Raw genomic sequence first — 14,688 nt, forward strand, 5'->3', positions numbered from 1 at the left:
AACAGTAAGTAAAACAGCGCATGCTGCGTGGTAAAGCATAGTGCTTCTTCAAAAGAAGCCCGGTCTGGGTAGTAGGAGTGGTGGATGGGTCAGGCAAGTAGTCAGGCTGCGGGTGCCGAGCATTCGGCGGCGAAGCCGATCGGCATGCTGGTCGCGGCGGTCGGGGTGGTTTATGGCGATATCGGCACGAGCCCGCTGTACACCCTCAAAGAGGTGTTTTCCGGTGGCTACGGCGTACCGGTCAACCATGACGGCGTGTTGGGCATCCTGGCGCTGATCTTCTGGTCGCTGATCTGGGTCGTCTCGATCAAGTACATGATGTTTGTCCTGCGCGCCGACAACCAGGGCGAAGGCGGGATCATGGCGTTGACCGCACTGGCGCGGCGGGCAGCGGCGGGGCGCAAGAAATTGCGCACGTTGCTGGTGGTCTGCGGGCTGATCGGCGCGGCGCTGTTCTACGGCGACAGCATGATCACCCCGGCTATTTCCGTGCTTTCGGCGATTGAAGGCCTCGGGCTGGCGTTCGATGGCATCGACCATTGGGTGGTGCCGCTGTCGTTGATCGTGCTGGTGGCGTTGTTCTTGATCCAGAGCCACGGCACCGCGCGCATCGGCATCCTGTTCGGGCCGATCATGGTCACCTGGTTCCTGGTCCTGGGCGCATTGGGCGTCTACGGCATCCTGCAGCACCCGGAAGTGTTGCAAGCGATGAACCCGGTCTGGGGCGTGCGCTTCTTCATCGTTCACCCGGGCATGGGCGTGGCGATCCTCGGCGCGGTGGTGCTGGCATTGACCGGCGCCGAAGCGCTGTACGCCGACATGGGCCACTTCGGCCGCAAGCCGATTGCCCGCGCCTGGTTCATTCTGGTGCTGCCGGCACTGGTGCTGAACTACTTCGGCCAGGGCGCCTTGCTGCTCGGTGACCCGGAAGCGGCGCGCAACCCGTTCTATCTGTTGGCGCCGAGCTGGGCGTTGATTCCCCTGGTCGGCCTGTCGACGCTGGCCACGGTAATTGCCTCGCAAGCGGTGATTTCCGGCGCGTTTTCCCTGACCCGTCAGGCGATCCAGCTGGGCTACATTCCGCGCATGCACATCCAGCACACCTCCAGCGCCGAACAGGGCCAGATCTACATCGGCGCGGTGAACTGGTCGCTGATGGTCGGCGTGGTCCTGCTGGTGCTGGGTTTCGAATCGTCCGGCGCCCTGGCTTCGGCCTACGGCGTGGCGGTGACCGGGACCATGCTGATGACCAGCATTCTGGTGTCGGCGGTGATCCTGCTGCTATGGAAATGGCCGCCGGTGCTGGCGGTGCCGGTGCTGATGGGGTTCATTCTGGTGGACGGCGTGTACTTCGCCGCCAACGTGCCGAAAATCGTCCAGGGCGGGGCCTTTCCGGTGATCGCCGGTATCGCGTTGTTCGTGCTGATGACCACTTGGAAACGCGGCAAACAGCTGCTGGTGGAGCGCATGGACGAGGGCGGTCTGCCGTTGCCGATCTTCATCAGCAGCATCGCCGTGCAACCGCCGCATCGCGTCCAGGGCACCGCCGTGTTCCTCACCGCGCGGCCAGACGCCGTGCCTCACGCGTTGTTGCACAACCTGCTGCATAACCAGGTGTTGCACGAGCAAGTGGTGCTGCTGACCGTCGTCTACGAAGACATCCCGCGGGTCCCACCGTCGCGGCGCTTCGAAGTGGAAGCCCACGGTGAAGGGTTCTTCCGGGTGATCCTGCACTTCGGCTTCGTCGACGAGCCGGATGTGCCGCAAGCGCTGAAGCTGTGTCACCTCGATGACCTGGATTTCAGCCCGATGCGCACCACTTACTTCCTCAGTCGCGAGACGGTGATCGCCTCCAAGCTTGAAGGGATGGCGCGGTGGCGTGAGGCGTTGTTTGCGTTCATGTTGAAGAACGCCAATGGCAATTTGCGGTTCTTTAATCTGCCGCTGAACCGGGTGATCGAGTTGGGGACGCAGGTCGAGATGTAACCCCGAGACATCAAAAAGCCCCCGTTGCCGTGAAGGCAGCGGGGGCTTTTTTGTGCCTAACGGCAATCCCCTGTAGGAGCGAGCTTGCTCGCGATGGTCGTGAACGCTAACGCGTAAAATCAGATGCCCCGCGGCGCCCTCGGGTATTTCGCGAGCAGGCTCGCTCCTACAGGTACGGGGATAACTCAGGCCATTTATTTTTGGGATTCGGCTCTTGCTGGAGGAGGCCCCTGCAACACCTTCATCGCATCATCCACCACCGCCTTGCTTATCGCCGTCAAATAATGCGCGGCCCAGATATGCCGGTCGGTATCACGATTGAAGGCAGCGTCTCGGGTCAGCTCCTTGGCGAGGAACAGGAAGTCAGAGGCCATGGCGAGTGCGTCACCGAGGGGTACGTCTCGAACGACACGGAACAAGGGCTGGTTTGAGCAGTAGATGAAGGGGGTGAAGCCGATGGTTTTTAGATCTGAAGTCGCGAACGAATCTTTTTTAGTCATGATTGAAAATCCTAGTTGAGCGGAGAAGCGGTCACATTCGTTTCCAAGCGAATGGGTGACAGCTATGCGCAGGTTGGAAAACCGGGAAACTAGGAACCGGCACGCCCGAGGGCGTCCCACGCACAGCCGCCATAAATCATGATCACAAAAAAACTGTGAAATCCTGATAGGACGCTGTTGCGACTAGTATTCGACGGGTTTCCAAGCCCGATCGCTGAATGTTCAGCGACGACCCGAGACTATCCCGCCAAAGAAAAGCGCAACAAGGCATCAAACTGCCCAAAAAACGCGATTCGGAGTTTGCCTACAAGGTCTTCGGACGTCATCCGATATCGCCCCGTCTGAAACAAACAAAAACTAAACGCCGCAAGTGATTCCACGAGCCGAGAACATGGGCGCGAAAAATTGGATAAGTGTCGAGAGCGAAATATGACGGCGTTACCAGAACTTGCTGACGAGGGAGTACCAGCGACCACGATTGCCAAGGGTTTCAGTGCCAAGCTCGCTGAAATCTCCAGTCGCGCCACCGAGAGTCTGGTTATTGTCAAAGGCGATCAACCGGCAGCGGTCATCATCAACGTTGATGCGTATCGGGAATTGCTCGACGAGTTGGATAACCTTCGGATTGAAGTAGCCACTCCGGAACGCTTGACCGGTTTTGATGAGGCAAGCGCAATCAGCCACGTGGATATGCGGGCGCGGTACGCCGGGAAAGACTGAAGTAGCAGCGTATGGCGTGTTTCTAGGGAGCATTCAACAGATATTGATTGGTATCGACGACTCGATATTCTCATTGAGACAAGTGTCCACGTTTTATGGAATGTGGACACTTGGGATTTCAAGTATCGGAGAGCGTCAAGACATTTTTTTGGGGACCTTCTTTGACTGGAGAGCACCTCATTTCAACGTTTACACCGATCGACTAGGAGCCAGCTTTTTTGCGGGCGGCGTTCCGACGATGGACTCAAGTGCGCCGGGGTGAACCAGTCCGTACGTGTCATCGTTAACGACCATCGCCAGCAAGCTGGCTCCTACAGGTTTTGTGTTTTCCGGTAATCCGTGAAGCACCATGAAAAAGCCCCCACTACCGTAAGGCAGCGGGGGCTTTTTTGTGGGCAGGGTCAGGTTATTCCTGAGCCGCCGTCTCCTTCGCCTGCCGCTTCTCGATCACGTCCACCAGGCGTTGGGCCAGTTTCGGGTAGTTCTCGTCGAAGTGGTGGCCGCCGGGCAGTTTGATGGCTTCGCCTACGGCGGTTTTGTCGGTGCAGCCGCTTTCGTCGATTTCTTCTTCACCGAAGATGCATACCACTTTCTCCGGCGGCAGCTTGGCCATTTCCGGGCCGGTGGCGGCTTCTTTGCCGGCGTTGCCGAGCCAGCCTTCGACTTCGATTTCGAAGCTGCCGGTGCGGGCGAAGGCCAGCAGGATGATTGCGTCGACGCGTTGCTGTTCCGAGGCTTCCAGGCGGTTGTAGATGGCTGGCAAGACGTCGGCGCCGAACGAGTAGCCGGTTAGGATGAAGCGCTTGGTGCCCCATTTCTGCCGGTAGTGCTGCATCAGTTCGGCGAGGTCGAGGGCGCTTTGCTCCGGGCTCTTGTGCTGCCAGTAGTAACGCAGGGTGTCGATGCCGACGACCGGGTAGCCGATCTTGGCCATTTCGCCCGCGACGTCGCGGTCGAGGTCGCGCCAGCCGCCGTCACCGGAGAGGAACAGGGTGACGGTGTCCTTGGCCTGGCCGGCCGGGACTTCAACCACGGGGATCTGCAGGCCACCGGCGGCTTTGTCGCCACCGACGAGGATTTTGCGCAGTTCGTTGTTCAGCACTTGCGGCAGGTTGATGTCGTAGTCGCTGATGCTGGTTTCGGCGTTGGGCTGGTCGCGCACGAAGCCCGCGCTGGCGTCGTCCGGGTTGTCGTTCCACGCCACCAGCCAGTGGCCGTGAGCGGCGCTTTTTGGGAACAGGTGGGTGCAGCCGGGTTTTTCCAGGGCCAGGTCGACCGAGATGGCCTGGGCCTTGTCGTCCTTCTGCTCGGACAACCAGCGCCACGCCAGCACGGCGCCAGGGCCGATGCCGCTGACCAGGGTCGCCGGGCCTTTGAGTTCTCTCAGGCCTGCTTGCAGGGCGCGGCTTTGCAGCAGGCACTCCTTGGGCAGGATCACCTGGACAATCTGCGCCGAGCCGGTGCGGCTGAGGGTCATCAATTGTTTGTCGCTGAGCTTCTGCTCTTCGGTGACCGCCACCAGCACTTGCGCGCGTGGGGTGGTGCCGGGAATGACACGGGTCATCGCGGCGCCGTCGGCCGGTGTCAGCAGTTGCAGGGTCGGTTCTGGCGCCGGGCGTTTGAGGTACCAGTAACCGCCACCGAGAATCAGGGCCAGCACAACCAGCGTGCCCAGGACGTAGCGCAAGGAGCGTTGAATCATCAGCGTTTCACCAATCCGGTCAAGCCACCCGCAATCAGGGCGGCAGTGTCGGCCAGGGCAACCAGCGGATCAAGTCCGGCGGGCACGGCCATATAACGGGGTTCCCAGTCAGGCTGGAACTTGTCTTTGAAGCGGCGCAAGCCTTGGAAGTTGTAGAGCTGCTCACCACGGCGGAAAACCATCGAGCCCAGGCGCTGGGTCAGTGGTGCGCCACGACGGGGTTGCAACCCCGACAGCGGCACCATGCCCAGGCTGAAGCGCGCGTATCCATGATTTTTATAATGTTGAATCAGGCCGACCATCATGAACTCCATGGTCAGCTTCGGGGCCTCCGGGTGCGCGCGCATCAGGTCGAGGCTGGCCAGGTCATGGCCGAACGTCTCGAGCAGATTGGCGAACGCCACCGGGCGCCCCTCGAAACGGATCACCGCGATGCGGAAATGCTTGAGGTAATCATCGCCGAAACGGCCGAGCGAGAAGCCTTTCTCGCGCACGTTCTTGCCGGTCAGCCAGGCATCGGAAATCACCTTGAGCTCATCCATCGGCGCATGGCCCGGTTCGTGGATCTCCAGCGACAGGCCGTCGCGGGTGCCGCGGTTCCAGGTGTAGCGCAGGTCTTTCATCTCTTTGCCCTTGGCTTCGAGATCAAAGCGCTGCAGATCGACCCGGGCTTCTTCGCCGAGCTTGATCGCGGTCAGGCCGATGTCCATGTAGTACGGCAGGTTCTCCGCGCGCACCTGATAGAACACGGGACGAGCGTGGTGAATGTCGCAGAGGTCGCGGAACTGCCAGATCATCTCGGCCCGTTGCTGGGTCGGCCCGATCGGGTCGTACAACGCCACCAGGCTGCGGCCACGGCGGGCGTACATCAGGAAGGCTTCGTCGTTGGGGTGAAACAGCAGCGCCTTGTCACCGGTCAGGGCGAGGCCACCGTCCGGTTGCGCCGAGGCCATCAGGATCTTTACCGCGCGGTCCAGTTCTTCCTGGGTTGGCAGATGGATGACCGGGCGTGCCGTGCGCAGCAACCAGGTCAGCGACACCACCACAAGCAGCACCGCGGCGCCAAGCAGCGAGCGCAAGCCACGTGGGGCGTCGGCGTCGAGGGTGAACTGCCACCACAGTTGATGGCTGTAGGGAACGTCTTGATAAGCAAACAGCAGCAGCCAGATCGACGCACCGAGAACGCACAGGCTCGCCACCAGGTACAGCGGCGAGAACGGCAACTCAGTCAGGCGGCTCGGGCGATAGAACGAACGCCGGAATACCCCGAGCAGGCTCGCGGTGAGGGTCATCAGGCAGGCTTCTTCCCAGTCGAAACCCTTGAGCAGCGAGAGCACGGCGCCGACCAGCAACAGAATGGTGGTCAGCATCCACGCGGCGGACAGGCGCCGACGCAGGCCCTGGGCCAGCAGCAAACACAGCACGCCGACCAGGCTGGCGCCGAAGTGCGAGGCATCGACCAGTCGATGGGGAATCAGGAAGCCGATGTGCTCCAGGCGCGTGTCGATTTCCGGGGTCACGCCGGAAAACAGCAGGACCACGCCGGACAGAAACACCAGCACCGCCAGAATCGGCGCCGCCAGACCGGACGCGGCGCGCAGCGACTGACGTGTCTGGAACAGGCGCTGGCCTTCGTTGATCAGCAGCAACACACAGGCCACCAGCAGCGGCAGCACCACGTAGATCAGGCGATACAGCAACAGCGCAGCCGCCAGTGGCGCGGCGCCGAGTTTGTCAGCGAAGGCGGCCAGCAGAATCGCCTCGAACACGCCGACGCCACCGGGAACATGGCTGAGCACGCCCGCGGCCAGGGCCAGCAGGTACACCAGCAGGAAGGCGCCGAAGGGCGGTGCTTCCGGCAGCAGCAAATAAAGCACGGTGGCGGCCGCAGCCACGTCGAGCGCGGTAATGATCAGTTGCAGGAACGTCAGGCGACGGCCGGGCAGGCGCAAGGTGCGGCGACCGGCCTTGACCAGCAGGCTGTCCGGATACGGTTGTTCCGGCAGGCGGCGGCGATAGATGCCGATGGCCAGAATGCTGAACAGCAACAGAACCGCAGCGGCAATTGCACCCAGCAACGTTTCGGAAAGACCCAGGGCGGCCGAGGCGGCTGGCAGACTGCTCAGCGTTGCGAGGGCGGCGAGCGGGGGCAGGGCGGTACCGAGCGACAGGCTGGCGAACAGCGTCATGCGCGCGACTTCCGCAGCCCCCAGCCCATGACGTGCATATAGACGGTAACGAACCGAGCCACCCGAGAGCATCGACAGGCCAATGGCATTGCCGATGGCGAAAGCGGTAAAGCCACCCAGGGCGAGGATTCGCGGTGCCAGGTTCACCCCGGCATAGCGGCTGGCCGACCATTCGTAGCCGAGCAGGATGATGAAGCCGGCGACGGTCGCCGCGAGTGCGCCCAGCAATGCCGGTTTCGGGACTTCAAGAATCGAGTCATGCAGAGCGTACAGGTCGAGTTCGCTGAGCAGGTGGCGACAGGCAATCAGCGCGATGGCGAACAACAGCAGGGTGACCGCCAGGCCGATGGGCTGGCGGTACTTGCTGACCAGATCAAGCAGGCGCAAACGCTCGGCCTTGATAGGTTGTGTCGCTGTGACGGTGTCTTGTGGATCAGACGAGTTGGCGCGCATCAATCACCTCTTGGATTGTGCGCGACAGGATGGAGGTATCCAGCCAAGTTACCAATCCCTGTAGAAAAAAATAATCACAAATATTAACGCCTCTCACCGTTTGTCGGCGATGGCGTGCCATCAGTCGTGGCGGGTTCTGTCTGCGATTCAGCATAGTCTGATCTCAGCGCTTTGTTGATCCCGAACGCTTCACTACAGAGTGACAGGTCATTGTTGCGAAAGGACTTTTTCAACAGATACAAAAAAGGCCACTCTTTCGAGTAGCCTTTTTTGATGTTTGGTTGCGGGAGCCGGATTTGAACCGACGACCTTCGGGTTATGAGCCCGACGAGCTACCAGACTGCTCCATCCCGCGTCTGTGTGGCGGCATTCTATAGAGATACGCCGGTGTGTCAACCGTTAATCCGGCGCAGGGTCAAATAAGCGTAAATAAGCGGCGAACGGTCGCAGGGGAGCGTTAAGTTTCGGAATCAGAACGATTTCTCGTTTCTGGCGTAACACGCACCTGTAGGAGCGAGCCTGCTCGCGAAAAACCCAAGGGCGACACGGGGTATCTGATTTAACGCGTTATCGTTAACGACCATTGCGAGCAAGCTCGCTCCTACAGTGGAGTGGCTGTTTTCTTTGCGCGCACAAAAAAGGCCACTCTTTCGAGTAGCCTTTTTTGATGTTTGGTTGCGGGAGCCGGATTTGAACCGACGACCTTCGGGTTATGAGCCCGACGAGCTACCAGACTGCTCCATCCCGCGTCTGTGTGTCGGCATTCTACAGAGGATCGCTGACCTGTCAACCTTCAATCCGGATAAAACCTGTTCAGGTTCAATCGCTTAGCTTGAATAGTCGGCGATGTAACCGGCTGTAAGTCAAGCGCGGCAAGGGTTGCAGCTCTATCGTAGGTCCGCTTTCGATTGAGAAAATAAATTCATCAGTAACTTTTCCTACCGCTCGGAAAGAACATACTGACTACTGGTGCTATATACAGGTGTCAGTGAGATACTGCCGGTCCGGCAGGCCCTGACTCCTTTTCTTCGCCATGAACACCGCTTTTATATGACCCAGCGAAAAATCATCCACGTCGATTGTGACTGCTTCTATGCCGCCATCGAGATGCGTGACGACCCGCGCCTGGCTGGCAAACCCCTGGCGGTGGGCGGTTCGGCGGATCGGCGCGGGGTGATTGCCACCTGCAACTATGAAGCTCGCGCCTATGGCGTTCGTTCGGCGATGTCGTCCGGGCATGCCTTGAAGCTGTGCCCGGACCTGACCATCGTCAAGCCGCGCATGGATGCCTACCGGGAAGCGTCGAAGGAAATTCATACGATCTTTCGCGATTACACCGACCTGATCGAGCCGCTTTCCCTCGACGAGGCCTACCTCGACGTGTCGGACAGTGCGCATTTCGGCGGCAGCGCCACGCGAATTGCCCAGGACATCCGTCGTCGCGTGTCCAATCAATTGCACATCACGGTTTCCGCCGGCGTGGCGCCGAACAAATTCCTGGCCAAGATCGCCAGTGACTGGAAGAAACCGAATGGCTTGTTCGTCATCACGCCGGATCAGGTCGAGGATTTTGTCAGCGGTTTGCCTGTCAGCAAGCTGCACGGCGTGGGCAAAGTTACCGCCGACAAGCTGGGCAGGCTTGGCATTGTCGATTGCTCGCATTTGCGCGAGTGGGACAAGTTGGCACTGGTGCGTGAATTCGGCAGTTTTGGCGAGCGACTATGGAGCCTGGCCCGTGGGATTGATGAGCGCTTGGTGCACAACGACAGCCGCCGGCAATCGATCAGTGTCGAAAACACCTACGACGTGGATTTGCCGGATCTGGTGAGTTGCCTGGATAAATTACCCGAGTTGCTGGAAACCCTGGCGGGCCGCATGGCGCGTATCGACAGCAGTTATCGGCCGGGCAAGCCATTCGTCAAAGTGAAATTCCATGACTTTACCCAGACTACGCTGGAGCAGGCCGGGGCAGGGCGGGATTTGGGGAGTTATCAGCTGCTGCTGACCCAGGCATTCAATCGCGGGGGCAAGCCGGTGCGGTTGTTGGGGGTCGGGGTGAGGCTGGAGGATTTGCGGGGTGGGTTTGAGCAGATGGAGTTGTTTGAGCGGTAGTCGCACCTTCTGTAGGAGCGAGCTTGCTCGCGATGGAGTATCAGACACGTCGTCGTCAACTGACACACCATCGCGAGCAAGCTCGCTCCTACAGGGGATTTAGTTCGGTCCTGGATCCGCGACGAGCCGCCCGGCATCCTTGGTCAGCGACTTGAGGAATTCGGTCTGCAACTCAGGATCGTTACGCGTCAGCTCGATCAAACTCTGCTCCAGCTCACTGGCCTCTTCTTCCAGACCCAGCTCAGACAGACGCTTGACCCGGTGCACCCACTGGCTCACTTCGTCATCTTCAAGGTCGTCGTAAATCAGCCCATGGGCCTCGAGCAGCTTGCCGCGCAGCGAACTGCTGACCGCCAGGGTCGAGTCCGTGTGCACATCGTCCTGACCATCTTCGACCCGGATCAGCAACCGGCTGAGGTGATTGATGTCGTGTTCGGCGAACGGGCTGTCCAGCAGGTTCAGGCGCAACACACCGTTTTTGTCGGTGCTCAGCTCGAAGGTTTCCTTGCCGGCCTTGACCTCCACCGGACGCTCGCTCCAGGGCAGGCTCGAGTATTCGGTGCGCTTGTCGAGCTGAACTTCGTCGATACCCGCGAGGTTCTGCTGTGCGCGACCATGGGACGGCGCGTTCATGAACGGGTTGAGCCCGGCGAAGCCGTAACTGAACCAGTCCTTGGTCACGCTATCCGGCAGGTTGCCGAGGGCGAACACGTTGACCACGTTCGCGCCGACACCCGCCACCACGGCCACCGCGCCCAGCGGTATCTCGTAGATCTCCCGCCAGGGTTGGTAAGGCGTGTAGCGATCGTAATGCCGGGTGACTTCGAACTCGGTGACCTCGAAGGTCTTCTGCTCGTGGATCTTCACCCGACGTTGCGGCAGCTCAAGCACCTTGGGCTCGCCGACATCGATCTGCAGGCTGTGATCGAGCAGTTTGCGCTCGACACGTTCCTCGTGCTCGCTGCGTTGCGACATGTGATTGGCGCAGCCGCTGACCAGCAGGGTGCCGCACAGGGCGGCACCACCGAGGCCTAAGGTGTTTCGCTTGAACATGACTTCTCTATCTGGTGTCAGCGGCGGATACGGGCCTGGAGGAAGGACAGCACGTCAGCGACCGGCAGCGCTTGCGCCTCGGGCTCGGTGCGGCTCTTGTATTCCAGATTGCCTTCGGCCAGGCCGCGGTCACTGACCACGATCCGGTGAGGAATGCCGATCAGCTCCATGTCCGCGAACTTGATGCCCGGGCTGGTTTTCTTGTCGCGATCGTCCAGCAGCACTTCGAAGCCGGCCGCAGTCAATTCGGCGTACAGCTTGTCGGTCGCTTCGCGAACCTGTTCGGTTTCGTAGCGCAGCGGCACCAGGGCAACCTGGAAGGGCGCCAGTGTGTCGCTCCAGATGATCCCGTTGGCGTCGTTGTTCTGCTCGATGGCCGCAGCCACCACGCGGGAAACGCCGATGCCGTAGCAACCCATTTCCAGAGTCACCGGCTTGCCGTTCTCGCCCAGCACTTCGCACTTCATCGCTTTGCTGTACTTGTTGCCCAGCTGGAAGATGTGCCCGACTTCGATGCCGCGCTTGATTTCCAGGGTGCCTTTGCCGTCCGGGCTCGGGTCGCCGGCCACGACGTTGCGCAGGTCCGCCACGGTCGGAACCGGCAGGTCACGCTCCCAGTTCACGCCGAAGTAGTGCTTGTCGTCGATGTTCGCACCGATACCGAAGTCGCTCATCAGCTCGACGGAACGGTCGATGATGATCGGCAGCGGCAGGTTCAGCGGGCCGAGGGAACCGGCGCCGGCGCCAATGGCGTCACGCAGTTCGCTTTCGGACGCCATGACCAGCGGGCTGGCAACGCCAGGCTGGTTGGCGGCCTTGATTTCGTTCAGCTCGTGGTCGCCACGGATGATCAGGGCAATCAGCTTGCCTTTCTCTTCGGCGTGAACCACCAGGGTCTTGATGGTCTTTTCAATCGGCAGATTGAATTTTTCCACCAGCGCGGCGATGGTCTTGGTGTCTGGGGTGTCGACCAGGCGCATCTGTTCAGCCGGCGCGGCGCGGGAGGTTTCACGCGGTACGGCTTCGGCTTTCTCGATATTCGCCGCGTAGTCGGAACCGTTGCTGAAGACGATATCGTCTTCGCCGGATTCGGCCAGGACGTGGAATTCGTGGGAGCCGGCGCCGCCGATGGAGCCGTTGTCCGCTTCAACCGGGCGGAATTTCAGGCCCAGGCGGGTGAACACGTTGCAGTACGCCTGGTGCATGCGGTCGTAGGTGATCTGCAGCGAAGGCTGGTCAGCGTGGAACGAGTAGGCGTCCTTCATGATGAATTCGCGGCCGCGCATCAAACCGAAGCGTGGGCGGATTTCGTCACGGAATTTGGTCTGGATCTGATACAGGTTGATCGGCAGCTGCTTGTAGCTGCTCAACTCGTTGCGCATCAGGTCGGTGATCACTTCTTCGTGAGTCGGGCCGGCGCAGAAGTCGCGGCCGTGGCGATCCTTGAAACGCAGCAATTCAGGGCCGTATTCTTCCCAGCGACCGGATTCCTGCCACAGCTCAGACGGTTGAGTACTCGGCATCAACACTTCGAGAGAACCCGCGGCGTTCATTTCTTCACGAACGACGGCTTCGACCTTGCGCATCACTCGCAAGCCCATCGGCAGCCAGGTATACAGGCCCGAGGCGAGTTTGCGGATCATGCCGGCGCGCAGCATCAGCTGATGGCTGATCACGACCGCGTCGGAAGGTGTTTCTTTCTGTGTGGCGAGCAAAAATTGACTGGTGCGCATGGTTGGCCGTTGTCGGTTGCTGATGACGAGAAATGACGGAGCATTGTACGGGCGAGATCTGCTGGCGTACAGGCGCGCGGTCGGTGGTGTGGCAGCAGGGCGGGAATCTCCACGCCCTTTCGGACGCTTCCTACGATTCTTCCGCGACCTGGGCTGGAACCGGCTCAGGCTTTGGGGTCGGGCCTTCGCGGCGGCTCTCCTGGAACCAGTGCAAGGCGATCAGCAACAGTGTCGGAACGCCCAGCAATGCAGTGATCAGGAAGAAGTTGTGGTAACCGAATTTTTCCACCATGACCCCTGAATAGCCGCCGATCAGACGTGGCAGCAGGAGCATGATCGAGCTGAGCAGGGCGTATTGGGTGGCGGAGAACTTGAGGTTGGTCAGGCTCGACAGGTAGGCGACGAACGCCGAAGTCGCGAGGCCCGAGCTGAAGTTGTCCAGGGAAATGGTCAGGATCAACATGTTCAGGTTGGCGCCCATGTCGGCGAGCATCAGGAACAGCAGGTTGGTGCCCGCTGACGCCACACCTCCGATGAACAGAATTGGCAGGATGCCGAAGCGCACGATCAGCAGGCCGCCCATGCCAGCGCCGACCAGGGTCATGATCAGGCCGAAGATCTTGCTGACGCTGGCGATCTGATCCTTGGTGAACCCTTGGTCGATGTAGAACACGTTGGCCATCACGCCCATCACCGTATCGGACATCCGGTACGTGGCGATCAGCCCGAGCAACAGCAGCGCTTGCCAGCGGTAACGCAGAATGAAGTCGTTGACCGGCGTCAGCACTGGCGCGAGGCCGCGTCGACCCATGGCGGACAGGCACATGGCCGTCAGCGTGGTGTAAAGGATTGCCCGCAGGAACGCGCGGTCTTCGAGCAGCAGGTCGAGCAGGCTCACGCCTTCGAACAGCACGCTGGCGAAATCGGTGTTGTAGAGCTGGGTGAACATGGCCGGCACGGACACCAGCAACACGATCAGCACGAACACCGAGGCCAGTTGATGCACAAAGCTGTAGCGTCCGGCCTGCAGTTGAGTGCGCAGCGGCACGGGCGGTTCGCGCATGAAAAATGAGGTCAGCAACGCCGGAACCATCAGTGCGCCAAACAGCAGGTAGGTGCCGGCCCATGCTGAATGCTTGTAGTTGAAACCGGTGGAGCCGAAACCTTCGGCAAAGAACAGCGCGCCGGCGGTGGCCAGCAGGGCCGCAATCCGATAGCCGGACATGTAGCTGGCGGCGAGGGCGGCCTGGCGGGTGTCGTCGGCGATTTCCAGACGATAGGCGTCGACCGCGATGTCTTGCGTCGCCGAGGCGAAAGCCACGACTACGGCAATGGCGATGAGCCAGGACAGGTGTTTTTGCGGGTCGCAGAAACCCATCCCGATCAAGCCGAGGATTACCAGTGCCTGGGAAAGCACCAGCCATGAGCGTCGACGGCCGAGTTTGCCGAGCAGCGGCAGGCGCCATTGGTCGAGCAGCGGCGACCAGACCCATTTAAAGGCGTACGCCAGGCCGATCAGGCTTGCATAGCCGATGGTTTCGCGAGCCACACCGGCTTCACGCAACCAGACTGACAGAGTCGAAAACACCAGCATGTAGGGCAGGCCGGCGGCGAAACCAAGCAACAACAGCACAAGTGTTGAAGGGCTGGCATAGGCGGCGAGCGCGGCGCGCCAGGTTTTACGGGGCATGGGCTGAAGTCTGCCTCAAGATTACGGAAACAAAGCGCGCACTCTAACCGCTGTGCTCTACCGGGCGCCAGCCATGGCGCTGAATATCAACACGATTATTCAGGACACTGATGCCTTCGGAACGCAATCGCGCGCGCTGCTCATCCCCCGAAGGGCTGCCCACCGGCAGGCTGATCCGTCCACCGGCACCGAGCACGCGGTGCCAGGGCAGCTTGGTGTCGCCAGGCAACTGGCTCAGGGTTCGACCGACCCAGCGCGCAGCACGACCCAGTCCCGCCAGCTCGGCCAACTGACCATAACTCACGACTTTGCCCTCCGGCACTTGCGCCAGGGTGAGATAGAGCGCCGTGCGTCGGATTTGCGCGGGGCTTTCTGTTTCTGCGCTGGCATTGGTCATCCGGTATCCCTGTAGGAGCGAGCCTGCTCGCGATGGTCGTTAACGATAACGCGAACTGTCCGGGAAAACGTGTCGACCTGGAGTTTATCGCGAGCAGGCTCGCTCCTACAGGTTGATGACCGTCTGTAGGGTAAATCCTCGATCAGTGAGTGA

The 14,688-nt window shown here is 60.5% G+C and carries 10 protein-coding genes and 2 tRNA genes; 3 read left to right on the forward strand and 9 right to left on the reverse strand.

Annotated elements, in window-relative coordinates; all coding sequences use genetic code 11:
- The first annotated feature begins 84 nt into the window (after positions 1-84).
- Positions 85-1,986, forward strand: coding sequence for a potassium transporter Kup (locus ACF6ZU_RS18800; protein WP_392885862.1), 1,902 nt, complete (start codon positions 85-87; stop codon positions 1,984-1,986).
- 194 nt (positions 1,987-2,180) lie between these two features.
- On the opposite strand, the gene ACF6ZU_RS18805 is transcribed toward ACF6ZU_RS18800, so the two are convergent.
- Positions 2,181-2,486: a DUF3077 domain-containing protein gene (locus ACF6ZU_RS18805; RefSeq protein WP_392885864.1), complete on the reverse strand. Its 306-nt coding sequence runs from the start codon at positions 2,484-2,486 to the stop codon at positions 2,181-2,183.
- 429 nt (positions 2,487-2,915) lie between these two features.
- Here ACF6ZU_RS18805 and ACF6ZU_RS18810 point away from each other — a divergent pair, with 429 nt between their 5' ends.
- Entirely contained in the window at positions 2,916-3,206 is a 291-nt protein-coding gene (locus ACF6ZU_RS18810; protein ID WP_392885865.1) for a type II toxin-antitoxin system Phd/YefM family antitoxin, read from the forward strand.
- Positions 3,207-3,612: 406 nt separating this feature from the next.
- Here the strand turns inward: ACF6ZU_RS18810 and ACF6ZU_RS18815 are convergent, their stop codons facing one another.
- The 4 genes from ACF6ZU_RS18815 to ACF6ZU_RS18830 form a co-directional block, all read right to left on the reverse strand.
- Positions 3,613-4,908 carry an AcvB/VirJ family lysyl-phosphatidylglycerol hydrolase gene (locus tag ACF6ZU_RS18815; protein WP_392885867.1) on the reverse strand — a complete coding sequence of 432 codons (1,296 nt, stop codon included), beginning with the start codon at positions 4,906-4,908 and terminating at the stop codon, positions 3,613-3,615.
- Positions 4,908-7,550 carry a bifunctional lysylphosphatidylglycerol flippase/synthetase MprF gene (gene mprF / locus ACF6ZU_RS18820; RefSeq protein WP_392885869.1) on the reverse strand — a complete coding sequence of 881 codons (2,643 nt, stop codon included), beginning with the start codon at positions 7,548-7,550 and terminating at the stop codon, positions 4,908-4,910. The genes ACF6ZU_RS18815 and mprF overlap by 1 nt, the downstream gene beginning before the upstream one ends.
- Positions 7,551-7,828: 278 nt before the next feature.
- A tRNA-Met gene (locus ACF6ZU_RS18825) sits at positions 7,829-7,905 on the reverse strand.
- 317 nt (positions 7,906-8,222) lie between these two features.
- A tRNA-Met gene (locus ACF6ZU_RS18830) sits at positions 8,223-8,299 on the reverse strand.
- A gap of 301 nt (positions 8,300-8,600) precedes the next feature.
- Here ACF6ZU_RS18830 and dinB point away from each other — a divergent pair.
- The gene (gene dinB / locus ACF6ZU_RS18835; RefSeq protein ID WP_392885870.1) at positions 8,601-9,662 is read left to right on the forward strand and encodes a DNA polymerase IV; all 1,062 of its coding nucleotides are present in this window, start codon (positions 8,601-8,603) and stop codon (positions 9,660-9,662) included.
- A 99-nt stretch (positions 9,663-9,761) separates the two neighbouring features.
- Here dinB and ACF6ZU_RS18840 read toward each other — a convergent pair whose 3' ends face one another.
- The 4 genes from ACF6ZU_RS18840 to ACF6ZU_RS18855 form a co-directional block, all read right to left on the reverse strand.
- Positions 9,762-10,715 (reverse strand): hypothetical protein, encoded by a 954-nt coding sequence (locus ACF6ZU_RS18840; protein WP_392885872.1) that lies wholly within the window; start codon positions 10,713-10,715, stop codon positions 9,762-9,764.
- A gap of 17 nt (positions 10,716-10,732) precedes the next feature.
- On the reverse strand, positions 10,733-12,448 hold the full coding sequence (locus ACF6ZU_RS18845; protein ID WP_392885873.1) for a proline--tRNA ligase: 1,716 nt from the start codon (positions 12,446-12,448) through the stop codon (positions 10,733-10,735).
- 130 nt (positions 12,449-12,578) lie between these two features.
- On the reverse strand, positions 12,579-14,138 hold the full coding sequence (locus tag ACF6ZU_RS18850) for an AmpG family muropeptide MFS transporter (RefSeq protein WP_392885874.1): 1,560 nt from the start codon (positions 14,136-14,138) through the stop codon (positions 12,579-12,581).
- A 43-nt stretch (positions 14,139-14,181) separates the two neighbouring features.
- Entirely contained in the window at positions 14,182-14,535 is a 354-nt protein-coding gene (locus ACF6ZU_RS18855) for an MGMT family protein (RefSeq protein ID WP_392885875.1), read from the reverse strand.
- Positions 14,536-14,688: the final 153 nt, after the last annotated feature.

The organism is Pseudomonas migulae (assembly GCF_043225285.1).
Classification (GTDB): Bacteria; Pseudomonadota; Gammaproteobacteria; order Pseudomonadales; family Pseudomonadaceae; genus Aquipseudomonas; species Aquipseudomonas migulae_C.

Bases quoted from the DNA above. Each gene is read 5' to 3' on its own strand.
- ACF6ZU_RS18800 (WP_392885862.1), top strand. From the start codon at position 85: ATGGGTCAGGCAAGTAGTCAGGCTGCGGGTGCCGAGCATTCGGCGGCG.
- ACF6ZU_RS18805 (WP_392885864.1), bottom strand. From the start codon at position 2,486: ATGACTAAAAAAGATTCGTTCGCGACTTCAGATCTAAAAACCATCGGC.
- ACF6ZU_RS18810 (WP_392885865.1), top strand. From the start codon at position 2,916: ATGACGGCGTTACCAGAACTTGCTGACGAGGGAGTACCAGCGACCACG.
- ACF6ZU_RS18815 (WP_392885867.1), bottom strand. From the start codon at position 4,908: ATGATTCAACGCTCCTTGCGCTACGTCCTGGGCACGCTGGTTGTGCTG.
- mprF (WP_392885869.1), bottom strand. From the start codon at position 7,550: ATGCGCGCCAACTCGTCTGATCCACAAGACACCGTCACAGCGACACAA.
- dinB (WP_392885870.1), top strand. From the start codon at position 8,601: ATGACCCAGCGAAAAATCATCCACGTCGATTGTGACTGCTTCTATGCC.
- ACF6ZU_RS18840 (WP_392885872.1), bottom strand. From the start codon at position 10,715: ATGTTCAAGCGAAACACCTTAGGCCTCGGTGGTGCCGCCCTGTGCGGC.
- ACF6ZU_RS18845 (WP_392885873.1), bottom strand. From the start codon at position 12,448: ATGCGCACCAGTCAATTTTTGCTCGCCACACAGAAAGAAACACCTTCC.
- ACF6ZU_RS18850 (WP_392885874.1), bottom strand. From the start codon at position 14,138: ATGCCCCGTAAAACCTGGCGCGCCGCGCTCGCCGCCTATGCCAGCCCT.
- ACF6ZU_RS18855 (WP_392885875.1), bottom strand. From the start codon at position 14,535: ATGACCAATGCCAGCGCAGAAACAGAAAGCCCCGCGCAAATCCGACGC.